Source organism: Zunongwangia sp. HGR-M22 (assembly GCF_027594425.1).
GTDB lineage: Bacteria > Bacteroidota > Bacteroidia > Flavobacteriales > Flavobacteriaceae > Zunongwangia.
Map to the genome: position 1 here is coordinate 3,770,395 of NZ_CP115159.1, position 25,600 is coordinate 3,795,994.

The following is a 25,600-nucleotide window of genomic DNA, read 5'->3' on the forward strand; positions in this document are numbered from 1 at the left end:
TTAAAGCTCTAAAGCTCTTTTTACATCATTATCCATTAATAGTTCTTCTGGATTTTCAATTGCCTCTTTAACTGCTACTAAGAAACCAACAGACTCTTTACCGTCTACAATACGATGATCATAAGATAGCGCCACGTACATCATAGGTCTAATTTCCACATGGCCATCGATAGCGACAGGACGATCTACAATATTATGCATTCCTAAGATACCACTTTGTGGTGGGTTGATAATTGGTGTAGACATCATCGAACCAAAAACACCGCCATTAGTAATAGTAAAAGTACCTCCAGTCATTTCATCAACTGTAATTTTACCATCACGAGCTTTTAGTGCAAGTCTCTTAACTTCTTCTTCAACTCCTCTAAAGCTTAAATTTTCTGCGTTTCTCACTACCGGCACCATCAATCCTTTTGGACCTGATACGGCAATACTAACGTCTTTATAATCATATTTTACCTGAAAATCTCCGTCTATCATAGAGTTTACATCAGGATACATATCTAAAGCACGAACAACAGCAAGAGTAAAGAAAGACATAAATCCTAAACTTACACCGTGCTTATCTTTAAATTCTTCTTTATACTTTTTTCTTAGCGCATAGATTGAAGACATATCTACTTCGTTAAAAGTAGTAAGCATAGCAGTTTCACTTTTAGCAGCTACTAAACGCTCTGCAACCTTACGTCTAAGCATAGACATTTTCTTACGAGATTCTCCACGTTTTCCTGTACCGGGAGTTCCCATAGAAGCTTTTGCCTGTACAGCATCGTCTTTTGTAATTCTACCATCTCTACCGCTACCATCTACAGATTTAGGGTCTATCCCTTTTTCATCTAAGATCTTTTTAGCTGCCGGTGATGGACTACCAGAAGCATGGCTATCTTGTTTCTGAGAAGGCGTTGAAGATTTTGATGGCTTTTCAGTTTTTGCTGGAGCCTTATCGCTATCTTCTTTAGATTCTTTTTCTTCCTGCTCTTCTTTTACCTCTTCTTCTGCACTTTCATCTTTGCTGTCATCATCTCCTCCACCTGGTTTATCAGCTTCAGTATCGATTAAACAAACTACTTCACCAACACCAACGGTATCGCCTTCTTCTGCTTTTAGCGTTATAATCCCACTAGCTTCAGCAGGTAATTCCAGGGTAGCTTTGTCACTATCGACTTCAGCTATTGCCTGATCTTTTTCAACGTAGTCCCCATCTTCTACCAACCATTCTGCGATTTCTACTTCGGTTATAGATTCACCGGGGGATGGAACTTTCATTTCTAAGGCCATGTTCTTCTTTTTTATTTTGCTTTCTGGATAAGCCAGAAAATTTATTCTAATTTAATTAATCTTCAGTTAGTGATTTATCAAACACACAATCGATAACGCGTTGATGTCTTTTCTTAAAGCGAACTGCACTACCAGCTGCCGGAGAACCGTAAAATTTACGGCTGCAACATCTAAATTTTTTCGCTTCGTCTATATGCATTAACATATGACCGTACGCTCCCATGTTTTTTGGCTCTTCTTGTGCCCAAACAATATCATCTGCGTTTTTATATTTGCTCATGATTTCTCTCATCTTCTCTACCGGAAGTGGAAACAACTGCTCTATTCTTACTAAAGCAACATCATCACGCTCGTTTTCTTCTTTATACTCTAAAAGATCGTAATAAAATTTACCGGTACAAAATACTAAAGTTTTCACTTTGTCTGCCTTAGCTTCTGGATCGTCAATAAGCATTTTAAAGGATCCTTCAGCAAACTCTTCTTTAGTTGAATTTACCCTGGAATGTCTCAACAAACTCTTTGGAGTGAAAATGATTAATGGTTTTCTAAAACCAAATTTCATTTGTCTTCTTAACAAGTGAAACATATTCGCCGGAGTTGTAACATCAGCAACGAACATATTATCCTTTGCACATAGCTGAAGAAAACGTTCCATTCTTGCTGAAGAGTGTTCTGCTCCTTGCCCTTCATAACCATGAGGAAGAAACATTACCAATCCGTTTTGCAATTTCCATTTATCTTCTGCAGCAGAGATATACTGATCGATCATGATCTGAGCTCCATTCACAAAATCTCCAAACTGAGCTTCCCAAATCGTTAGCGTCTTTGGACTGGCCATGGCATATCCATAATCAAATCCTACAACACCATATTCAGATAGTGGCGAATTATAAATAAAGAAGTCTCCTTCTCTACCTTCTATATTATTATGAAGAATAATTTCTTCTTCGCTATCTTCAACTTTTAATACAGCATGACGATGCGAGAATGTACCACGCTCGCTATCCTGGCCACTAATTCTTACATTAAATCCTTCAGCCATTAAGGTTCCATACGCCAGATGCTCTCCCATAGACCAATCTAACTTATTATCCTCAAAATACATTTTCTCCCTTAAATTGATAATTTTATTAACCTTTTTAAGGAATTTTTTGCCTTCAGGAAGCTTAGATATAGCCTTTGCCACTCTATCCAGTTCATCCATTTTTACAGTCGTATCGATATCCTCAATCATCCGATCTTCCTGTACATTTTCATAGCCATCCCACTCATCTTCCATAAATGGAGTAATTCTGGTGGTATCTTCTTTTCGTGAATCTTCTAAATCTTCTTCAAGCTTCGTTTTATAATCGTTCTCTAGCTTTTCTATATAAGATTCGTCAATTACACCGTCTTTTATAAGTTTTTCAGCATAAATATCTCTTGCATTTTTATGCTTCGCTATTGCTTTATAAAGTTTAGGTTGTGTAAATCTTGGCTCGTCCCCTTCGTTATGTCCATATTTTCTATATCCTAATAAATCTATGAAGACATCTCGTTTGAACTGCATTCTAAAATCGAGGGCAAAAAGCACAGCATGTACTACAGCTTCAGCATCATCTGCATTTACATGAAGTACTGGCGACAAGGTAACTTTAGCTACATCTGTACAATAAGTAGAAGATCTAGCATCTAAATAATTGGTTGTAAAACCTATCTGGTTATTCACAACTATATGAATAGTACCGGCATTCTCGTAACCTTCCAGCTTTGCCATTTGCACTACCTCGTAAACAACGCCTTGAGCAGCTACAGCTGCATCACCATGCACTAGGATTGGCAAGACTTTAGAAGGATCCCCGCTATAACGGCGATCTCTTTTTGATCTTGCTATACCTTCTACTACAGGACCAACAGTCTCTAAGTGAGAAGGGTTTGGAGCAATATTAATATTAATTTCTTTACCGCTACTTGTACTTCGGCAAGATGTCCAACCTAAATGATATTTTACGTCTCCGTCGAATATATCCTGTTCGTAATCTTTACCGTCAAATTCGCTAAAAATATCTTTAGCCGATTTACCAAAAATATTGGTAAGGGTATTTAATCGACCTCGGTGGGCCATTCCCATCACAAAATCTTTGACTCCTTTCTCTGCAGCGCCTTCGATTAATGCATCTAAAGCCGGTATCAAAGTTTCTCCTCCTTCAAGAGAGAATCGCTTTTGACCAACATATTTTCTATGTAGAAAACCTTCAAAAGCGACAGCTTCATTCAGCTTTCTTAAAATCTGCTTTTTCCTGTCTGTTTCAAACTGAGGATGATTTTCATTAACATTCAGTTTTTTCTGAATCCAATCGATTTCCTCAGGTTTTCTAATAAACATATACTCCACTCCAATGGAGTCGCAGTAAATATTTTCAAGATGCTTGATTATATCTTTCAATTTTTTAGGACCAATACCTAAAATATCACCTGCATTAAAAGTAGTATCTAAATCACCTTTACTTAACCCAAAAGTTTCGATATCAAGTGTAGGCTCATATTTTCTTCTTTCCCTAACGGGATTTGTTTTTGTAAATAAATGCCCGCGTGTACGATAGCCGTCGATTAGTCGAATAACCTGAAATTCTTTTAAAACGTGATCTGGCATTTGGCCTTCCTCAAACGTTACCGGAGCTTCATCTAAAACATCTGATGAGACACCGTTTTGCTCCATTCCAAAATCAAAACCCTGAAAGAATGCCCTCCAACTGGGCTCTACACTATCTGGGTATTGTAAATATTGATCGTATAATTCGGCAAAATATGCGGTACGTGCGGCATTAAGAAATGAAAATCTATCCATAAGTGGAAACTAATGTTTCTATAAAGTGTAAAACATAGCAAAAGTACAATTTTTAAAAAAAACTGGTTATAGCATTTAATAGTTTTATTCTATTCATTAAAGGAATTTTAACAATGCCACTAATCAACCTGAACAGTATTTCGCTAATTCTATTACGAATATGATAATTTAAAATGAAAAAGAAATTAGAAAGGGATTAAAATTAAGGAAATTTCTACCAAACTGGCTACAAAAATAACCTTTCAGCTTAAAAAGATGAAACAGAACAATTCAGAAAAAAAAAGCTGAATAGTATTTACTGCTTCAGTTTAAACCGTTCTACTCATTAGCATTTTCCCGAAATCACGTAAAGGTGTTTTCTTTTCTTCAGGAATAGCAATACCATCTAGAACATCGAAAGCCAAATTGGTGTATTTCTCGATCTCTTTTTTAGTAGATGCCGCTGCTCCACTACTTTTAAATATAGCTTTTACAGTTTCAATTTTACCAGAATTATCTTCCGGATTTATAGAATATAAGTATTCTAGTTGTTTTGCTTCATCTTTAGTGGATGCTTCTAAAGACTTCAGAAATAAAAATGTCTTCTTATTTTCTATAATATCGCCTCCCACTTGTTTACCAAAAGTTTTTGGGTCACCAAATGCATCTAAATAATCATCCTGAAGCTGGAATGCAATACCTAATAATCTTCCAAATTGATATATGGCTTTTTTACAATCTTCATTAACGCCAGCTACAATAGCTCCCATTTGTAAAGAAGCTCCAACTAATACGGCTGTTTTGTATTCTATCATTTTTAGGTAATCATCGATACTCACGTCGTCTCTGGTTTCAAAATCGATATCATATTGCTGTCCTTCACATACTTCGATAGCGGTTTTTGTAAAAAGCTTTGCTAATTCTTTAAAAGTATCGCCTTCATAATTTTCGAAAAGTTGGTAAGCGTTAATCAACATGGCATCTCCAGAAAGTATCCCCGTGTTGACATCCCACTTTTCGTGGACGGTTTGCTTTCCTCTTCTTAAAGGAGCATCGTCCATAATATCATCATGCACTAAAGAAAAATTATGAAAAATCTCGATCGCCAATGCAGCATCTAAAGCTTCTTTGTGATCTTTCTCAAAAATATCGGTGGCCATTAATACTAATACTGGGCGTAATCTTTTACCTCCTAAACCAAGAATATAAACCATTGGTTCATAAAGATTAGCAGGTTCTTTAATTTTCAATTTATTATTTAAATAGTCTAAAAAAACCTCGCGATACTCTGTAATAGCCAGCATTAAAATAAATTTTGCGCTAAAATACCATAATTGCAATAATTTCAAATTTAAAGGAAGAATTAAATATTTATAAAAACTCTGGAAACTTTATTTGTTTTAAAAGTTTCCGAAGACTACATTTGTCAAAAAATTTTTAAGATTGAAAGAACCAATTTTAAATATGGCGACAGAGATGTTTTTGGAATACGGCTTTAAAAGCGTCACTATGGACGATATTGCCGCTAAACTTGGCATTTCTAAAAAAACCATATACGCCAACTATTCCACCAAAACAAAACTGGTGCATGATGTTGCCTTCAATATTTTATATAAAATTCAAGATAGAATAGCGGAAATAAAGAAAAAGGATATTAACGCTATAGAGGAACTTTTTGAAGTGAAAAAACAGGTTAGTATTTTTTTAAAAGATGAGAAATCATCGCCTCAGTTTCAATTACAAAAATATTATCCTGAAATTTTCGAAAATGTAGAGAATACTAAATGCGAGACTATAGAATGCAGTATTACAGAAAATGTTACCCGAGGAATAGATGAGGGACTTTTTAGAGAAGACGTGGATAAAAACTTTGTATGCAAAATATATCACTACGGACTCAAAAGTGTAAGAGACACTGCCATTTTCCCTCAAGAACAGTATAACAAAAGCGAAATATTTCAACTTTTTATAGAATACCACGTAAGAGGAATTGCCACCAAAAAAGGATTACAAATATTAGAAGATCTATTAAATAATAATGAGACAAAAACTAACTAAGAATTTATTTGCAATGTTTTTATTTATCAGCTTGGGGTTATTCGCCCAGACTGATAATGCACCACAATCCTATTCTTTTTCCTTAGAGGAAGCCATTCGATATGGATTAGATCACAATGTAGAAGCCGTAAATGCACAAAAAGATATTGCAATTTCCCTAAAGCAAAAATGGGAAATCATTGCCCAGGGTTTACCACAGATAAGTGCTGGTGCAGATTACCAAAATAATCTAAAACAACCTGTGTCTTTACTACCCGCCGAGATTGCGGGAGGAGAACCCGGTACTTTTTTACCTGTAGTTTTTGGGACTAAACAAAGTATGAATGCCACAGCGACCTGGAATCAGATAATTTTTGATGGTTCGTACATCGTAGGAATCCAATCTGCAAAAACATTGCTTCAGATTACCGAGAATGCCAAAACAAAAACCGATCAAGAGGTTAAAAAAGGAATTATAAATGCCTACGGCAACGTTCTTTTAGCTGAAGAAAATGTGGAAATTCTTAAAATGAATGTAGAAAGTGTACAAAGTACTTATGATGAAACCAAAGCAACTTTTGAAAATGGACTGGCAGAAGAGGAAGATGTAGAGCAACTTGAAATCACGCTGCTAACTTTAAAAAACAACCTGAATAGAAGTAAGCGAATGAAACAAATTGCTTACGAAATGCTCAATATCACCTTGGGACTTCCAGTTGAAGCTGATATCACACTTACCGAAGAGTTAGAAGCTTTAGCCATGCAATATTTCGACTTGGCCATTTTAGAAAAAGAAATCCCGGTAGAAGAGAATATTGATTATAGAATTGCAAAAAACACCGCAGCATCTGCAGAAATTGAGGTGAAGCTGGAGCAAGCAAAAGCACTCCCTTCGCTAACAGGTTATGTTAATTATGGATATCAGGGATTTAGCCAAAAATTTACATTCTTAACTGATAATCAGGATTATTTCAGTCAGTCTGTTCTAGGTATAAGTTTAAATATCCCCATTTTTAGCAGCGGTATGCGATCTGCCAGAACGCAGCAACAAAAAATTGCTTTAGAGCAAGCTCTTATGGATTTAGAGTACACCGAAAATGAGGTGAAGCAACAAATAAATTCTGCGAAAACAGAATACGAATACAGTTTAGATAATTACCAGGTGCAAAAGAAGAATCTTGCCTTAGCTGAACGTATCGAAAATAAGAACAAAATTAAATTTGAAGAAGGAGTTGCCAGTAGTTTCGAGTTAAACGAAGCACAAAGACAACTTTACACCGCACAACAGGATTACTTACAATCTATGCTTAACGTAATTACAACTAAGGTTGAGTTAGAAAATTTATTAGATACAACTAAATATGAAGATCAAGAATAATTACCCCCGCCATATGAAAAAATTAGCAGCAATTTTTAGTGTTTCTCTTTTATTAGCCGCTTGCGGAAACGAAAATAAAAAATCGGTGGATCAATTAATTGAAGAAGGCAATCTCTCTGAAATTAGGGCTCGCAAATCTGAGCTGAGTAAGGAGCAAAGTGCAATAACTTCAGATATTAATAAATTAGATGAAGAAATTAACAAACTCGATAAAAACAGAAGCCTTAATCTGGTCACTACGCAGAAAATCGCAGATAGTACTTTTGCGCATTATGCCGAGGTACAAGGTGATGTGGCTACAGATGAGAATATCATTATCTACCCAGAATATTCTGGAATTTTAGATAGAATCTACGTGCAGGAGGGTGACAAAGTAAATAAAGGACAGATTTTAGCTAAAATCGACGATGGTGGACTATCCAGCCAGGTTGCTCAATCTGAAGCTCAGGCTACTCTTGCAAAGACAACTTACGAACGTCAAAAAAGACTTTGGGATCAAAATATCGGGTCTGAAATTCAGTATTTAGAAGCAAAAACAAATTATGAAGCATCTCAAAAAGCCGCAGAACAACTACAATCTCAGCTGGCAAAAACTTCTGTAATAGCTCCATTTAGTGGTGTAGTAGACGAGATCATCAGCAATCAGGGCGAAGTTGTAAGCCCGGGGCAAAGCCAGCTTCTAAGAATCATTAACCTCAGCAATATGTATGTCGAGGCAGCAGTTCCAGAAAATTATTTATCTAAAATTCAGAAAGGAACTTCAGTAAAAGTAATGATTAGCTCTGTAAACCAAAATTATGAAGGAAAAGTTACTGAAGTTGGAAATAACATAAATCCAAACAACAGAACATTCCGAGTTAAAATTGCCATTCCTAATCCTGATCGATTAATTAAACCGAACCAAATTGCTACAATTTTGCTTAATGATTATACCGCTGAAGACGCAATTACTATCCCAGAGAATACAGTTCAGAAAAATTCTTTAGGAGAAAGCGTAGTTTACACGCTTGAAAGCAAAACAGACAGCACCGGTGTTGCAAAGAAAAACATCATTAAAACAGGTTATGTCTATAACAACATGATTGAAGTTACAGAAGGTTTAGAAGCTGGAGCAACTTTAATTGTAGAAGGCAGCAAGAGTTTAAGAGACGGACAGGAAGTAAAAATTAGCAAAAACTAAAAAATGAACAATTTAGATAAAGAATTTAAGCTCTCCTCCTGGGCGATCGATAATAAAATGACGGTTTACGTTATTATTGCGATCATCATGCTAGGTGGTTTGCTTTCTTATTACGGAATGCCTCGTGAAGCTTTTCCCGAAATTATAGAAACTAAAATCTATGTAAGCTCTGTTAACCCGGGGAACTCTGCCGAAGATGTAGAAAAGTTTATAACCGAGCCGCTAGAAGAAGAGTTTAATGATGTTGCGGGAATAAAAGAAATCACCTCTACTACCCTTCAAGATTACTCGATTGTAATAGTTGAATTTGAAGAAGATATTAGTGTAGATGTTGCGAAAACTAAAGTTAAAGATAAAGTTGATTTGGTGAAAGCTGAAACTACCTGGCCAACCTTAGATAACGGCGCCAAGGTAGAGCCAAATGTTTTTGATCTTAACCTTTCTGAAGAGCAACCCATATTAAACATAAACCTAACGGGAGATTATCCAGTTCAGCAATTAAAAACTTATGCTGAATACCTTCAGGATAAAATAGAATTGCTTCCTCAAATTAAAGAGGCAAGCATTCGTGGTGCTGATGAAATGGAGGTTGAAATTGCCGTAGATATTTATAAAATGTCTGCTTCGCAAGTAAGTTTTGATGATATCATCAATGCTGTTAGCCTTGAAAATAAAACAATTTCTGCAGGAAATGTAATTACCAGCGGTATTCAGAAAAACATTAGAGTAGTTGGTGAAATTCAGGATCCAGCAGAACTTGAAAATGTAATCGTGAAACGTGAAGGCGGAAATATCTTTTTAAAGGATATCGCAGATATTAATTTTAAAGAAAAAGACGCAACTACGTACGCCAGAGAAAAAGGCACTCCCGTTGTGATGCTAGACATCAAAAAACGTGGAGGAAAAAACATGATTGAGGCGGTAGAAAGCATTAAAGAAATCATTAGTAAAGAACAAGAAGATTACTTACCAGAAAACCTTCACATTTCTTACTCTAACGACCAGTCTACAAAAACACAGACTCAGGTAGACGATTTAGTAAACAATATCATCTTTGGGGTAATATTGGTGGTTTTAGTACTTATGTTTTTCTTAGGATTTAGAAATGCCCTATTTGTAGGTTTAGCGATACCGCTTTCTATGTTCTTATCTTACATCGTATTATCTAGTTTAGGATATACATTAAATACCATGGTTCTTTTTGCATTGGTAATGGGACTGGGTATGTTAGTAGATAATGGTATCGTAGTTGTCGAAAATGTGTATACATTGATGGATGAAGGTATGTCGCGCACCAAAGCAGCAAAACAAGGACTTGGTGAAATTGCGTGGCCTATTATTGCATCTACCGCAACTACTCTTGCCGCATTTTTCCCTCTAGGTTTATGGCCGGGCACTATTGGTAAATTTATGATGATCTTTCCTATAACATTATCTATAGTATTAGGATCCTCTTTATTCGTTGCCCTTATTATAAACTCGATGTTAACTTCTCAGTTTATGAAAACTGAAGAAGAGGAAATGACTAAAAAGAAACTAATTCGATTATCGGTAATTTTTGGAGCTTTAGGAATTCTTTTCTTATTAGGCGGGTTTTTATTAGACGCAGGAGCTTTCAGAGGAATAGGAAATATCCTACTACTACTTGTAATTTTACTGTGGGTTTACAAATATCTACTTACTAAAGCTATTGCCTATTTTCAATTTACAGCCTTAAAGAAACTAGAGAATTCTTACGAGGCTACACTTAAATATGCTTTAAAAGGAAAGAGAGCTTATGCATTTTTCTTCGGAACTGTAATTATGCTTATCGCCTCGTTTATTTTGATTGGAGCAGTACAACCCAACGTATTGTTTTTTCCTGAAAATGAGCCAAAGCAAATTATCACCTATATCGAATATCCAGAGGGAACCGATATTGAAAAAACAAACGAGCTAACTAAACAAGTTGAACAACGAATCTACGATGCCATCGAGAAGTACAATGATGATGGATATAATTATATGGTAGAATCTGCGGTTTCGCAGGTGGGTGAAGGAGCTGGAAATCCGCAAACCGATGGAGGCCAACAAAACGAAATGCCCCATAAAGGAAAAATAACTTTATCGATGCGCGAGTTTAATGAGCGTAGAGGTGTAAAAAGTAGTGATGTAATGGAAGAAATTCGCCAAGCCGTTCAGGGCTTCCCGGGCGCTTCTATTATTGTCGAAAAAGATGCTGCCGGACCTCCTGCGGGCTACCCAATTAATATAGAGCTTCGTGGCGAAGATTATGAAGAAATGCTTGCTGAAGCCGAAAATATGCGTTCTTACATACAAAACTTAAGTATTGAAGGAATTGAAGAACTTAAAATTGATGTAAATAAATCTAAAGCTGAATTACAGGTTAAGGTCGATCGAAGAAGAGCAGGACAACTTGGAGTTTCAACTGTAGCTGTAGGACAAACTTTACGTCGCGCAATTTATGGTGAAGAGATTTCGACTTATAAAGAAGGTGATGATGATTACGAAGTAAATGTACGTTTTGGAGATGAGTTTAGATACGATGAGAATGCATTGTTCAATCAACCTATAACCTTCAAAAATCAAAACAACGGGGAAACCGTGCAGGTTCCAATTTCATCTTTAGTAGAAACCGATGCCACTTCTTCTTTTAGTGCCATAAAGAGAAAAGATTTAAAAAGAGTAATTACCGTTTACTCGAATGTTCTTGGAGATTACAATGCCAATGAAATTGTAGGACAGTTAAAAACAGAACTTCAGAATTATGAATTACCTGAAGAAATGAGTTTTGCGTTTACAGGTGAACAAGAAGAACAAGACGATAATATGGCCTTCCTTTTGAAAGCACTTCTTATCGCTATTGGCGGAATCTTATTAATTCTGGTAGCTCAGTTTAACTCTTTATCCAAACCAATAATTATCGTAAGCGCCGTGATTCTAAGTTTAGTTGGAGTTTTCTTCGGGTTAATTATTTTCCAAATGGACTTTGTAATTATTATGACCATGATGGGAATTATTTCTCTTGCGGGTATTGTAGTGAATAATGCTATTGTACTAATTGATTATACTCAGATTTTAATTGATAGAAAGAAAAACGAATTAGGACTTGAAGATAGTGATTTGCTTACCAGAGCGCAATATTTTGAAGTTATTGTTAGAGGTGGTCGATCAAGATTAAGACCAGTGCTTTTAACTGCAATCACCACTGTACTTGGTTTAATTCCGTTATCTATTGGTTTTAATATAGACTTCTTTGGATTGATGATTGACTATGCACCGGGAATCTACATTGGTGGAGATAACGTGATCTTTTGGGGACCATTAGCATGGACAGTGATATTCGGACTAGTGTTCGCAACATTCTTAACGCTAATTGTAGTACCAGTGATGTTTTATCTGGTTAATCGCGCTAAGGTTAAAACTAAAGATAAGAGAAATGAAAGAAAACAGAGAAAGCTAGCAAATAGCTAAATAAAAAAGCCCCGACAATGTCGGGGCTTTTTTATTACATTAAGATTAAATTTAATCTTCGTTAATCGCTAATTTAGATTCATAAGATATATCATCAACCGATACTATTCGGTTAGATTTATATTCTACCTGCTTAATCTTATCACCTTCCCAAAAAAGCCATGTACCAACTTTTTCACCGCTGTCATACTTTGCTGAGGCTGTCTTTTCACCGTTCTGGTCGTAAGAAATCCATTTCCCGTGGAGCTCTCCATTCTTGTACGTACCTTCCTGCCTAATATTTCCGTCTTCATAATAATAAGTTCCTTTAATTAAATCTCCCTGTTTTTCAAAAACAGGCTTTTTAATTCCACTCTGCGCAATCGCTGCTCCACCAATCATCATCAGGGCAGCAATCATTGTATTTTTTATCGTCTTCATATCTATAAGTATTAATCTTAGCTTTACAAATATATAACAAAGTTTACATTAAAACAATAATTACGTAACATTAACTTAACATTAAAACTTTAACAAACTACAACACAGCCACTTAAGAAAACTAAACTCATAACATTAGCATAACATCGTGATTAATTTTAGATAGTTTATTTACTCAAACCACTTTTACTTATTACTTTTGCCCCACTAAAAATTTATGAAATCAACTATGTACAGAAGTCATACTTGCGGTGAGCTTAATTCCTCTGCAATCGGGAATCAGATCACGCTTTCAGGATGGGTGCAAAAAATAAGAAATAAGGGCTTTATGATCTGGGTAGATCTTCGTGATCGCTACGGAATTACTCAGCTTATCTTTGATGAAGAAAGATCTTCTAAAGAGTTAATGCAAAAAGCTGCAACCTTGGGCCGTGAGTTTGTAATTCAGGTAAAAGGTGAAGTAATAGAACGAGAGTCTAAGAATCCTAATATTCCTACCGGGGAGATTGAAGTTTTAGTTAATGAGTTAAGCATTTTAAACACGTCATTAACTCCTCCATTCACTATAGATAATAAAACAGACGGAGGCGAAGATTTACGAATGAAGTATCGCTACTTAGACATTCGTAGAAATCCTGTAAAAGATAAATTAGTATTTCGTCACAAAGTAGGAATGCAAGTGAGAAATTATTTATCTAACCAGGGCTTTATCGAGGTGGAAACGCCTTACCTTATTAAATCTACACCAGAAGGGGCGAGAGATTTCGTGGTACCTAGTAGAATGAACGAAGGACAATTTTATGCCTTACCACAATCTCCACAAACTTTTAAGCAGTTACTTATGGTTGGTGGCATGGATAAGTACTTCCAGATTGTAAAATGTTTTAGGGATGAAGATTTAAGAGCCGACAGACAACCGGAGTTTACTCAGATTGATTGTGAAATGGCTTTCGTGGAGCAAGAAGATATTTTATCGATTTTCGAAGGTTTAACTAAACATTTATTAAAAGAAGTAAACGGAGTAGAAGTAGATAAATTCCCACGAATGACTTATGAAGATGCCATGAAAAAGTATGGTAACGATAAGCCAGACATTCGCTTCGGGATGGAATTTGGTGAACTCAATGAGGTGACCAAACACAAAGATTTTAAAATCTTTAATGATGCTGAACTAGTAGTTGGTATCGCAGTACCGGGAGGTGCTAATTATAGCCGTAAAGAAATAGATAAATTAATAGATTGGGTAAAACGTCCTCAGGTTGGTGCTTTAGGAATGGTTTACGCAAAATATAACGAAGACGGTAGCTTTAAATCTTCAGTAGATAAATTTTACGATGAAGAAGATTTGGCAAAATGGGCAGAAAAGACCAATGCAAAACCAGGTGATTTAATTTGTGTTCTTTCCGGAGCAACTAATAAAGTAAGAGCCCAGTTGAGTACTTTACGTATGGAAATGGCCGAGCGTTTAGGTTTAAGAAAAGCTGATGATTTTGCACCACTTTGGGTTATAGATTTTCCATTATTAGAATGGGATGAAGAAACAGAGCGTTACCACGCAATGCACCACCCGTTTACCTCACCAAAAATTGAAGACATTCCTTTATTGGAAACCGATCCAGGAAAAGTAAGAGCTAATGCTTACGATTTAGTATTAAATGGTAATGAAATTGGTGGTGGATCTATAAGAATTCATGATAAAGAAACACAATCTAAAATGTTTACGCATTTAGGATTTACAAAGGAAGAAGCTAAAGAACAATTTGGCTTCCTTATGAATGCTTTTGAATACGGAGCACCACCGCACGGCGGAATCGCTTTTGGTTTTGATAGACTAACCGCCATACTTGGCGGCCAAGAAACTATTCGAGATTTTATTGCATTCCCTAAAAACAATGCAGGGCGCGATGTAATGATCGATGCACCATCCAAATTGGATGAAGAGCAATTAAAAGAATTAAGCTTAAAACTGAATATTGAATAAAAAAAATCCTGCTTTAAAGCAGGATTTTTTAGTCTTAAATTAAAATTGAGGTTTACGCGATGTTTTTAAAATCAGTGCCGGGATTACAGAAGTTTTTGCTGTGGAAGACCAAACATCTTTCCCAACAGCAGTTTATTTTAATCCTTAGTGCTATAATTGGTTTTGCGGCAGGTTTGGGTGCTGTTCTTATCAAAAACCTTACTCATTTTATTCAGAATTTACTCGAAGGTAATTTTATTGCTAATTATCATCACGCCTTCTATTTTATATTTCCGATTATAGGATTGGCCTTAACGGTCTTTATCATTAAAAAAATTCTGCGGAAGCCGGTAGGTCATGGTATACCATCAACACTATATGCTATCTCAAAAAGAAAGGGTTTAATGCGCTCTTTCCAAATGTATGGATCTATACTTACCGCTCCGCTTACCGTAGGCTTTGGTGGATCTGTAGGTTTAGAAGGACCAACAGTTGCGACGGGCGCCTCACTTGGATCTAATATTTCGCGCTTATTCAGAATGAACCAGAGTGCCAGAACATTATTAGTGGGATGTGCTGCTGCTGGTGCGATGTCATCAATATTTAAAGCCCCAATTGCTGCAATTATTTTTGCTATTGAAGTTTTTAGCCTGGATCTTACTTTAGTAAGTATGCTACCGCTTTTAACAGCCTCTGTTTCTGCAATTCTTACCTCGTATTTCTTTTTTGGATCAGACACCATATTACCTTTTGAGCTTCATGACAATTTCCATATTTCAGAAGTTCCTTTTTATATGATCTTGGGATGTATCTGTGCGCTAGGATCTATGTATTTTACAATTATTTACTTCAGAATTCATTCTCTTTTTGGCAAAATTGAGAATAAATTTACCCGGCTTTTATTAGCAGGAGCGGGTTTAGGGATTATTATCTATTTTATACCCCCGCTCTATGGTGAAGGTTACGGAGTGATCAATAATTTACTAGCAGAAAATTACATTCAGGCATTAGGCACCAACTTTTTAAATGATTTCCTGGATAATATCTGGGTTGTTATTTTGTTATTGGCCGGACTGGTAATTTTTAAAATTTTTGCAACATCACTTACTTTTGCCGCTGGTGGTGTTGGTGGTATTTTCGCACCTGTTCTTTTTATGGGAAGCGCCCTAGGCCATTGTTTTGCCTTAGTTGTAAATCATCTAGGAATCATCGATAAACCAATTTCTACCAGTAGTTTTACAATGGTTGGAATGGCAGGATTAATGGCAGGTGTGCTGCATGCACCTCTAACAGCTATTTTCCTTATTGCTGAATTGACCGGTGGTTACGAGCTTTTTGTGCCTTTGATGATTACCGCATTGATCTCTTATATGATCACTAATACCGTTCAACCTCATTCGGTTTATACAATGGAATTAGCACAACGCGGCGAACTTTTAACTCATGATAAAGATCAAACGGTATTAACTTTGTTAGATATTAATCAGATTATCGAAAGAGATTTTGTTCCGTTAAATGTGACTATGACGTTGGGTGATGTTATCCATGAAGGTGTAATTAAATCTCCCCGAAATATTTTTCCTGTCTTAGATCAAGAAGACAATTTTATGGGAATAATACTTTTGGATGACATAAGACCTATAATGTTTAAACAGCATTTGTATGATGAAATTACGGTAAATGATATTATGCAAAGAGCACCAGATACCATAGATCTGCAAAATGATAGTATGAAAACTATTATGAAAAAATTTCAGAATAGTGCCGCATGGAATTTACCTGTAGTTAAAGAAAATAAATATGTTGGCTTTATTTCTAAATCTAAAATGCTTACGGCATATCGCCAAAAGTTGATTGAAGTCACCGTGTAATAAAAAGAAAATAAGTTATGAAAATCGTGATGAGAATATTAGGCATAGCCATCTTAATTGCTATTGGAATTGGCTTTTATTTCCGAATAGCTAAAGATGACATTGTAACCGGCGATAGAATAATAGGAATTGCCGTATTAACAGCATCGTTTGTACTTATGCCGATATTTTTAGTGGTGAGATGGCGAGGAAAGAAATTAGAAGACTATACGCTTAGTCCTAAAAACATGAAGAAAATGCGAGAAAAAGGTATTGATTAAAACAAATATTTTAGTGATTTTTTTTAGAATCTTTGCATTTTATTAAACCAATCTCAATTTTAATATATTATGTTTGTACTTTACTAATTATTATTTTATTACAATGGAAGGTACAGTTAAATTTTTCAATGAGTCCAAAGGTTATGGATTCATTACCAACGACGACACAGGAAGAGACATCTTCGTTCACGTAACAGGGATCGACGGTGAAACTCTAAATGAAGGAGATAAAGTGGAGTACGTTGAGAAAGAAGGACGAAAAGGTCTGAACGCAGACGAAGTTCGTGTTATTGGATAGTGCATATAGATTAGATTATATATAGTATTCAAATGCCAAAGCCGCTCGATGAGCGGCTTTTTTTATTCCTATAAATCTCTCCACTATCTCTGAAATTCTCTTAAATAAACCCAAGAAAAATTATCGTTCTTGAAAGAACGACAGCTCATTTATTTCTTTTCTCAAACTTACTTTAACAAGAGAAAAACCTTAAAATTTTAGAATGATAAAAAAACTTGTTTTTATTTGTACTTAATCTAAATAAGTATAAATTTGTCGGCAATTATTTTTGCTGATGAACCTAAAATTACTTCTCCTAATTCTTATTTTACCAATTACTGCTCTTGCGCAATATCAAGTAAGTGGTGTTGTCCAGGATTCAGACGGTAACCCAATCGCTGATACCGAAATTCTACTTAGTCGTGGAGCTTTTTCAAAATCAACTACATCTGATGCTTCAGGATTTTATAAAATTGAAGGTCTTAAAACTGGGACTTATGTTCTAGAAATTACTACCGGAGATTTTATTGATTTTGATCAAATAATGATTCAACGTTCCAATCTAAAACATAACATTAAGCTAAAAAATGCCAAAGATTATGAATTGGGAGAGGTAGCGCTTAGAGGTGAGACCATTAAATCTAAAATGGAGAAAAAAGGTTTCGCTGTTAGTGTTATCGAAACTAAAGAGGCCAGTTTTAGAAATGTACAGACCAATGAATTGCTGAACCAAACAGTTGGTGTAAAATTAAGGCAAAATGGAGGCCTGGGTTCAAGGGTTCAATATAGCCTCAACGGTTTATCAGGTAATGCTGTAAGTATATTCATTGACGGCATACCAATTTCGGTATATGGTTCTTCTTTTAGTTTAAATAGCATCCCTCCTGCTATGATTAAAAGAATCGAAGTTTATAAGGGAGTTGTACCTGCTCACCTTGCCGATGATGCTTTAGGTGGTGCAATAAATATAGTATTAAATCAGGGCGCTAAAAATAATTTAAACGCTTCAATTTCTTACGGATCATTTAATACTACACAGGCCAATCTAAATGCTTTGTATAGATTCGAGGAATCTGGTTTTACCGTTAAGGCTTCTGGTTTTTATAATTATTCTGATAATGACTATAAAGTTAGTGGCCGATCTATAGTAGATATTGATCAATACGGAAGACAAACTCCCATAACTGCCCGCCGATTTAATGATGCTTACAGATCTAACGGTGGAATGTTTCAGGCTGGTTTTACAAATACCAGTTGGGCAGATCAATTTTTTATCGGTATAACGGCTTCAGACGACTATAACGAAGTGCAACAAGGTGTTTTCCCTACTATTAATCCATATAATGGAAGGTATACAGAATCTGATGCATTATTAGCCAATCTTACCTACCAGAAAAAAGATCTATTTATTGAAGGTTTAGATGTTAACGTGCACGGAACGTATGGTGAACGAAATACTTTCATCAATGATACTGTACCTTGGGCTTACACCTGGAGCGGAAAACGAATGCTGGATATTAATGGTAATTATCTTAAGCTTCCTTCGGAATCTCAACAGGAAGGTGGACCTACTTTGCAATACAACAACAGAGAAGTTTCCTCTATCAGATCAGGCATATCATACGCCATCAATAAACATCATAAATTTTTTATAAACCATGTATATACCGGTTTAATAAGGGAAGACCATGACGAAGTAAAATCGTTATTAGAAAATACGTTTAAAGAACATAAAGATTTACATAAAAGTATCTACTCTTTAAGCTATGAGTTGAAAGCTTTTCAAGAGAGATTACAACTCAATCTTTTTGGGAAACATTATCGCCAAAAAGTTTATAATAATAAGCCCGTATTTCAGCAAAATGAGAATGGAGAAAAATCTGTAGTGAACGAGATTTACGAAAGCAACAAAAATTATACAGGCTATGGTGCTGCTGCCTCTTTTGAAGTCCTTCCTAATGTAACGCTAATTACTTCTGCAGAAAAAGCGATAAGACTACCTAGCGAAACAGAAGTTTTTGGAAACCCAGCTCAAAACACGATGGAAAACCCTTCTATAATGCCAGAAATAGCTAATAATTATAATTTTGGTCTTTCGTTAGGCTCATTTCATTTCAATAACCACCGGTTAAAATTATCTACCAATGTTTTTACCAGAGACATTCAAGATAGGATTGGCTTGCCATTAGAAAGGAATCCAAATTCAGAAGTAACCCCTTATGTTAATCAAGGCTCAGTTACCTCAACAGGAATAGATGCCGAATTAAATTATTCTTATAAAACTTTAGGCTTTATATTCAATATTTCTCATTTAGAACTTAAACAAGATAACGGGGTAGGAATTGCAATCCCTAACACTCCGTTCTTTATGATGAATACCAGTTTGAGATATGCTATGCATGATATTTTCCAAAAAAATTCAGTATTAAACTTTTTTTATAACGCACAATTTACAGGAGAGTTCTACTACATCCAAACTGAGGGTTACGGATCTAACGTAAAAGGGCTAGATGAATTTTTAGTACCTCAACAAATTGGCCAGGATCTAGGTGTATCTTACAGTTTCCCTAACAATAAAGTTGTTCTAAGCGTAGATGTTAAGAATATTCTTGATGAACCATTGTACGATAATTTAAGAGTACAAAGACCGGGACGCGCTTTTTATCTAAAGCTGAACTATTCATTTAATAAATTCTAACCACTTAAATATAATACAATATGAAATTTAATTTTTTAAAAAAAAGTACCTTATTGATCTGTGCATTAGGTGCAGGAATGATAAGCTCTTGTAGTAGCGACGATGATGTTAACGGTATACAAAGAGAAACACCTCCAGACGAAAACTCAAGATGGATTACCGTAGCAGCTGCAAAAATGGGAAGTAATCCAGGAGATGGTAATGGAGGTACTTCAATTTACTCTATAAACAGTAACAAGGCTAAAGATCCTAACGCTAAGATTAAACCTTTTGATAACGGATTTATTGTTCCATCTAACAGAACTGCAAGATTACAATCTTCAGCTGACGGAAACCAAGTTTATAACATCACTTATGCAGGAGATACCGGTGGTAATTTTATGAAATATGATGTAAATGGCGGGCAAGATTTTATTCAAGTAGGATCACAATTAAATATTTCTACCTATGTTGGTACTGCTCCAAGATGGACTAAGCTATCTGATGGACAAACAGGAGCTGCAGTATATATTGCTACAGAAAATATTGTAGATGATAACGATACTGAAGATGATGTAACCGATGATGTTTATGTTCGTACCAATTCAAAGCTTTCTATTGTAACCATAGATTTAGAACAGTCAAAGGTTAAAACATTTAAAGAATATAATTTACCACTAAGCGAAGAATTAGAAGCTCAGGGTTATTACATTGGTAGAGTTGATATGCCTGTTTTAAATGCTGCCGGCAACAAACTATATATTGGTGTTAACATGCGAAAGTTAAATCCTGAAACCCTGGAAAGAGAGAGAGATTTCGAAGCTTTAGGTTCAAAAACTATCGTTTTGGATTATCCTTCTTTAGAAAACCCAACAATGATTACATCTGAGGTAGGGCATGGAAGTACCAACGGATATCGTAGTATTAATGCATTTGAATACCAAGGAAGCATATATCAGGCTAACCAAGGAGATCCAGAAGGCTCTCATATTTTAAGGATTGGTGCTGATAACAAATATGATGATTCTTATGTATTCAACTTAGACGAAGCATTAGGGATAAATGAAGCTTACATTCTTGCATGGAGACCAGCTGCTAATGGAAAAGCAATAGTAGCATACCGCCATGCAGGTTCAGCTGAAGGCGTTGCCGGTCAACAAGGATTTTTTGCTCTTGCAGATTTAAATACAGGAACAGCAGAAAAAATTACTGATATTCCTTACGACCCAGACTTCTATTTATTCCAATATCAGGGATTTGTTGTTGATGGAACTGAAATATACCTTACTGAGGCTCCTGTAGGACAAAACGGTAACATCTATGTTGTAGATACTGAAACTGGAGAAGTAACTAAAGGTGCTGAACTAGTAAATGTTGAAGGAAGTCATTTTATAGGAGTATTCTAAAACCTCTTATTCCTATCAAAAAAGCCGCTCAATTAGCGGCTTTTTTGTTTTTTATATTTCCCTGAAACTATTATTTGCTAACTAATTGCGACTTGATTCCGCTAAACATCGCATTGGTCAACTCAGCGATATCAAAATTAGGACTCCAGTTCCAATCCTTTCTTGCTTCAGTATCATCTATACTTGAGGGCCAACTATCTGCTATATCTTGTCTAAAATCTGGTTCATAACTAATTTTAAATTCCGGAATATGCTTTTTGATTTCTTCCGCTAAAATTGCAGGAGTAAAACTCATAGCCGATAGATTATAAGAAGAACGCACCCTAATTACTTCTGAAGGTGCATCCATAATATCAATTGTTGCCTTTATCGCATCATCCATGTACATCATAGGCAAGGAAGTTTCCTTAGATAAGAATGATGTATATTTTCCATTTTGTAGGGCTTCGTGAAAAATTTCTACCGCATAATCTGTGGTACCTCCACCGGGTAAGGTTTTATAACTAATTATTCCCGGATATCGAATACTGCGCACATCTACACCGTACTTTTTATGATAATAACTGCACCAGCGCTCCCCTGTTTGTTTACTTATACCATAAACGGTAGTGGGTTCCATAATCGTTGTTTGTGGTGTCTGCTCTTTGGGTGTAGAATGTCCAAATACAGCGATACTGGAAGGCCAGAAAACTCTTTTAATCTTTTTATCTCTTGCCAGATTCAATACATGAAATAAAGAATCCATATTTAATTCCCATGCTTTCATAGGTACTTTTTCACCTGTAGCGCTAAGCATTGCCGCCATAAGATAAACGACCTCTATATTGTAACGATCAACTAATCCCTCAATTGCATCAAAATCCATTGCATTTGCAATTTCAAAAGGTCCGCTAGACATAAGCTCCTCACTTCCCTCGCGAATGTCGCTGGCAATTACTGCTGTATTTCCATGGAGTTCACGAAGTTTTAAAGTAAGCTCTGTTCCTATCTGGCCGCTAGCTCCAATAACTAAGATATTTGTGGGCATACACTTAATAATTTTCTGCAAATATACTTATTTATTGAGAATACATTTTACTAAAACGTTTTATCAGACTAAAAAATTATGTTCTTTTTAAGAATAGAGAAAAAATATGGCTATAGCATTTTAATCATTTACATTTGTACTATTAAAAATTGATAATGAAGCCACTGATTTTCGGTATAATATTAATCTTTTTAGTCTCTTGCGCCCAAAATTCGGAAAAGCAAAAGCCTGAAGAAAATATTCGGGAAAGCGCAGCTTTTACAGAAGAGTTTAATATTCCTGTTCAAAATACGGTACTAGACGCTAAAGCGAAAGAGGAAACTACTAAGTGGGTAGCCTACTTGGCCGCTTTAAGCGAAATTGAAAATCTGAAAAATACATCGGTAAACAAACTCATCGATAAATCTTCGGCAATAGCGCAGCTAATGGAAGAACTTCAACGCACTATTCCTAGTTCTTTAGAATCAAAACCTGTGTTAGCCAGATTACGCGTACTCTCGACAAAAGCCAACGTCTTGGAACAAAAATCACACTTACAAGAATTAAATCCTGAAGAGATTAAAGAAGTGGGTATAGAAATTCCTGTGGAATTCCACAATCTTAATATTCAGCTGAACGAATTATTCATTGAAAATATTGAGGATTTTGAAGCCGAATTAGATCGATTGGTTGAAGAAAACAGAAAAAGACAGGCTGAAAAACGCGATAGCCTAAGAGCCATTCAGAATTAAAACTTGAGATTTATTGTATCTTCAGCAAAAATAAATTTCATGAAACACACATTACTTTTCTTCAGCTTTTGCTTTATATCACTATTAGCATCATCACAAACGATGCCCTATCAATCTAATAAAGAACAAGATAAAAACGAAATTAGCCAGACTATCGACACTTGGCACAAAGCCGCTGCTGAAGCCAATTTTCAAAATTATTTTAACTTGCTTACAGAGGATGCTATCTTTATTGGTACCGATGCAACCGAGAATTGGAATAAAAACGAGTTCAAGGCATACTCAAAACCACACTTTGATAAAGGACGGGCATGGAGTTTTAAATCTGTAGAAAGGAATATTTATCTTGAAGATAAAAAAGGAATTGCGTGGTTCGATGAGCTACTCGATACACATATGGGCATTTGCCGTGGGTCTGGAGTGATGCGATATGAAAATAGCAGCTGGAAAATTGTCCATTATGTGCTTTCTATAGAAATACCTAACGAAAATGTCGCCGAAATAGTGGACATAAAAAAGGATATTGATTCTAAGCTCTTAGAATTCTTGAAAAAACAACAGTAAACTTCTTATTTCGAGGCAAGCCTCATAGCATTTAATCACGATTATCGAGTAAATATTTCTTTCGGTTTGTAACATTACCTACAAAAACGCGTCTGTTTTATTACATTAGCCACAATTTTGTAAACAATCAACATGAAAATGAAAAAAATAACAAATGCGGTTTGTTTATCTTTAATTGGTGCTGCCATGATCGGCTGCCAAAATGAAGATAAATCTACCGAGCCTGAAAAAGTTGAGATCCACGGGATTAACGTTGCCTACATGGATACTACAACGAGTCCTAAAAAAGACTTCTTTAGATACGTAAATGGAACATGGTTAGATTCTACCGAAATTCCAGGAGATCGTACTTCTTGGGGTAGCTTTATGGAATTAAGGGAAACTACAGATAACCACGCTCTTGCGCTATTAGATGAAGCTTCTAAAGATGAAAATCTTAAGGCGAATAGCGACCAGGCAAAAGCAGTAAATCTTTATAAAACTATTATGGATACCGTTGCTCGTAATGAGCAGGGCGTAAAACCAGTTTTACCTTATCTGGAAAAAGTAGATAAAATTGAAAATAAAGAAGATTTACAAGCTTATTTAACTGAAATGTCTAAATACGGCGGTGCAGGTTTTTTCTCATTCGGTGTACGTGCAGATGCTAAAAACAGTAATGAAAACGCGGCTTATCTTTATCCTGGAAACCTTGGTTTACCAGATCGCGATTATTACGTTGCTGAAGATTCAGATTCTAAAGAAAAGAAAGCAAAATATGAAGAGCATATCGCTCGCATGATGCAATTCTTAGACTACTCTGAAGATGACGCTAAAAAGCTTGCAAAATCTGTTGTAGCGTTTGAAACTAAACTTGCAGAGCCAAGATTGGATAAAGTAGAACGTCGTGATGCACGTAAAACTTATAATCCGATGACTGTTTCTGAACTTGAAAAAATGGTTCCGGCAATAGATTGGAATACCTATTTTGAAGAAATTGGAGCAGGAAAACTAGATACTATTATTGTATCCCAGCCAAAATACATGAAATCTATGCAAAGCCTTTTAGCTAAAAAGGATGTTGAAGCATGGAAAGATTATCTTACATGGACTGCTTTTGATGCCGCCGCCGGAATGCTTACCACTGAAATCGAGACTGCAAACTGGGAATTTTACTATAAAACTTTACGTGGAGCAAAAGAACAACGTCCTCGCAACGAGAGAGCGCTAGGAACTGTAAATGCTATGGTTGGCGAAGCGCTTGGCAAATTATATGTTGAAAAACATTTCCCGCCTGAAGCTAAAGAAAAAGCACAGGAAATGATCGCTAACGTGATTAAAGCTTACGAAAAGCGAATCAATAATCTTAGTTGGATGAGCGAAGACACTAAAAAGAAAGCGATCGAAAAGCTAGGAACTACTACCATAAAAGTAGGCTATCCAGATGAATGGAAAGATTACAGTGATTTAGAAATTACAGGTTCTGAAGATGGATCATATTTTCAAAATGTGATGAATGCTCGCAAATGGAGTGTTGCTGAAAATATTGACAAACTAGATGAACCGGTAGATAAATCTGAATGGTACATGGCGCCACAAACTGTGAACGCTTACTATAATCCTAGCTACAACGAGATTGTATTCCCAGCAGCTATTTTACAGCCACCTTTCTATGATTACAAAGCCGATGCTGCTGTAAATTACGGCGGAATTGGAGCGGTAATTGGTCATGAAATTTCTCATGGTTTTGATGATAGTGGTGCTCGTTTTGATGCTGAAGGAAACCTTAACAACTGGTGGACAGATGAAGATCTTACTCAATTTGAAGGTTTAGGGAAAGATTTGGCAGATCAGTATAGCGCTATTGAAGTTTTAGACAGTACTTTTATTAATGGTGAATTTACTTTAGGCGAAAATATTGGTGATCTTGGTGGTGTAAATGCTGCTTACGATGGTTTACAAATGCATTTAGAAGAACACGGTAATCCAGGAAAAATAGATGGATATACCCCAGAGCAGCGTTTTTTCCTTTCTTGGGCGACTGTATGGCGTACTAAAATGCGTGATGAAGCTTTAAAGAATAAAATTAAAACCGATCCTCACTCTCCAGGAATGTATAGAGCGTATGTGCCGCTACAAAATATTGATGCTTTTTATGAAGCCTTCAATATCACAGAAGGAGACTCAATGTATGTGAAGCCAGAAAATCGTGTGAAAATCTGGTAAAATTTATAATCTACACAAAAAGCCTGAAAATATCTTCAGGCTTTTTTTA

Annotated in this window: 18 protein-coding genes; 13 read left to right on the top strand and 5 right to left on the bottom strand. The window is 35.8% G+C overall.

The window, feature by feature from the left end:
- The 3 genes from odhB to PBT91_RS16380 form a co-directional block, all read right to left on the bottom strand.
- On the bottom strand, positions 1 to 1,278 hold the full coding sequence (odhB, locus tag PBT91_RS16370) for a 2-oxoglutarate dehydrogenase complex dihydrolipoyllysine-residue succinyltransferase (protein WP_270059531.1): 1,278 nt from the start codon (positions 1,276 to 1,278) through the stop codon (positions 1 to 3).
- Positions 1,279 to 1,333: 55 nt separating this feature from the next.
- Entirely contained in the window at positions 1,334 to 4,105 is a 2,772-nt protein-coding gene (locus PBT91_RS16375; protein ID WP_270059532.1) for a 2-oxoglutarate dehydrogenase E1 component, read from the bottom strand.
- Between the two features lie 308 nt (positions 4,106 to 4,413).
- On the bottom strand, positions 4,414 to 5,388 hold the full coding sequence (locus PBT91_RS16380; RefSeq protein WP_270059533.1) for a polyprenyl synthetase family protein: 975 nt from the start codon (positions 5,386 to 5,388) through the stop codon (positions 4,414 to 4,416).
- 139 nt (positions 5,389 to 5,527) lie between these two features.
- Here PBT91_RS16380 and PBT91_RS16385 point away from each other — a divergent pair, with 139 nt between their 5' ends.
- From PBT91_RS16385 to PBT91_RS16400, 4 genes are read left to right on the top strand one after another with little or no spacing between them, the layout of a single operon-like run.
- On the top strand, positions 5,528 to 6,142 hold the full coding sequence (locus PBT91_RS16385; protein ID WP_270059534.1) for a TetR/AcrR family transcriptional regulator: 615 nt from the start codon (positions 5,528 to 5,530) through the stop codon (positions 6,140 to 6,142).
- Positions 6,123 to 7,499, top strand: coding sequence for a TolC family protein (locus tag PBT91_RS16390; RefSeq protein ID WP_270059535.1), 1,377 nt, complete (start codon positions 6,123 to 6,125; stop codon positions 7,497 to 7,499). Before PBT91_RS16385 ends, PBT91_RS16390 begins: the two co-directional genes overlap by 20 nt.
- Positions 7,500 to 7,512: 13 nt before the next feature.
- A complete protein-coding gene (locus PBT91_RS16395) occupies positions 7,513 to 8,679 on the top strand; it encodes an efflux RND transporter periplasmic adaptor subunit (RefSeq protein WP_270059536.1) in 1,167 nt (388 codons plus the stop codon).
- 3 nt (positions 8,680 to 8,682) lie between these two features.
- A complete protein-coding gene (locus PBT91_RS16400; RefSeq protein ID WP_270059537.1) occupies positions 8,683 to 12,153 on the top strand; it encodes an efflux RND transporter permease subunit in 3,471 nt (1,156 codons plus the stop codon).
- 51 nt (positions 12,154 to 12,204) lie between these two features.
- On the opposite strand, the gene PBT91_RS16405 is transcribed toward PBT91_RS16400, so the two are convergent.
- The gene (locus tag PBT91_RS16405; protein WP_270059538.1) at positions 12,205 to 12,573 is read right to left on the bottom strand and encodes a toxin-antitoxin system YwqK family antitoxin; all 369 of its coding nucleotides are present in this window, start codon (positions 12,571 to 12,573) and stop codon (positions 12,205 to 12,207) included.
- Positions 12,574 to 12,802: 229 nt separating this feature from the next.
- On the opposite strand from PBT91_RS16405, the gene aspS reads away from it, so the two are divergent.
- The 6 genes from aspS (at position 12,803) to PBT91_RS16435 (ending at position 21,024) form a co-directional block, all read left to right on the top strand.
- A complete protein-coding gene (gene aspS, locus PBT91_RS16410; RefSeq protein WP_270061483.1) occupies positions 12,803 to 14,554 on the top strand; it encodes an aspartate--tRNA ligase in 1,752 nt (583 codons plus the stop codon).
- 59 nt (positions 14,555 to 14,613) lie between these two features.
- Positions 14,614 to 16,404 (top strand): chloride channel protein, encoded by a 1,791-nt coding sequence (locus PBT91_RS16415; RefSeq protein ID WP_270059539.1) that lies wholly within the window; start codon positions 14,614 to 14,616, stop codon positions 16,402 to 16,404.
- 17 nt (positions 16,405 to 16,421) lie between these two features.
- Positions 16,422 to 16,664 carry a hypothetical protein gene (locus PBT91_RS16420; RefSeq protein ID WP_270059540.1) on the top strand — a complete coding sequence of 81 codons (243 nt, stop codon included), beginning with the start codon at positions 16,422 to 16,424 and terminating at the stop codon, positions 16,662 to 16,664.
- 103 nt (positions 16,665 to 16,767) lie between these two features.
- Positions 16,768 to 16,962, top strand: a complete 195-nt coding sequence (locus tag PBT91_RS16425; protein ID WP_270059541.1) for a cold-shock protein — start codon at positions 16,768 to 16,770, stop codon at positions 16,960 to 16,962.
- 274 nt (positions 16,963 to 17,236) lie between these two features.
- A complete protein-coding gene (locus PBT91_RS16430) occupies positions 17,237 to 19,639 on the top strand; it encodes a TonB-dependent receptor (protein ID WP_270059542.1) in 2,403 nt (800 codons plus the stop codon).
- Positions 19,640 to 19,659: 20 nt separating this feature from the next.
- Positions 19,660 to 21,024 (top strand): hypothetical protein, encoded by a 1,365-nt coding sequence (locus PBT91_RS16435; RefSeq protein WP_270059543.1) that lies wholly within the window; start codon positions 19,660 to 19,662, stop codon positions 21,022 to 21,024.
- A gap of 70 nt (positions 21,025 to 21,094) precedes the next feature.
- On the opposite strand, the gene PBT91_RS16440 is transcribed toward PBT91_RS16435, so the two are convergent.
- Entirely contained in the window at positions 21,095 to 22,051 is a 957-nt protein-coding gene (locus tag PBT91_RS16440) for an NAD-dependent epimerase/dehydratase family protein (protein WP_270059544.1), read from the bottom strand.
- A gap of 155 nt (positions 22,052 to 22,206) precedes the next feature.
- Here PBT91_RS16440 and PBT91_RS16445 point away from each other — a divergent pair, with 155 nt between their 5' ends.
- From PBT91_RS16445 to PBT91_RS16455, 3 genes are all read left to right on the top strand, one after another.
- Complete coding sequence (locus PBT91_RS16445; protein ID WP_270059545.1) at positions 22,207 to 22,782, top strand: hypothetical protein; 576 nt, start codon at positions 22,207 to 22,209, stop codon at positions 22,780 to 22,782.
- A gap of 39 nt (positions 22,783 to 22,821) precedes the next feature.
- Complete coding sequence (locus tag PBT91_RS16450) at positions 22,822 to 23,346, top strand: nuclear transport factor 2 family protein (RefSeq protein ID WP_270059546.1); 525 nt, start codon at positions 22,822 to 22,824, stop codon at positions 23,344 to 23,346.
- Positions 23,347 to 23,484: 138 nt separating this feature from the next.
- The gene (locus PBT91_RS16455) at positions 23,485 to 25,551 is read left to right on the top strand and encodes a M13 family metallopeptidase (RefSeq protein WP_270059547.1); all 2,067 of its coding nucleotides are present in this window, start codon (positions 23,485 to 23,487) and stop codon (positions 25,549 to 25,551) included.
- Positions 25,552 to 25,600: the final 49 nt, after the last annotated feature.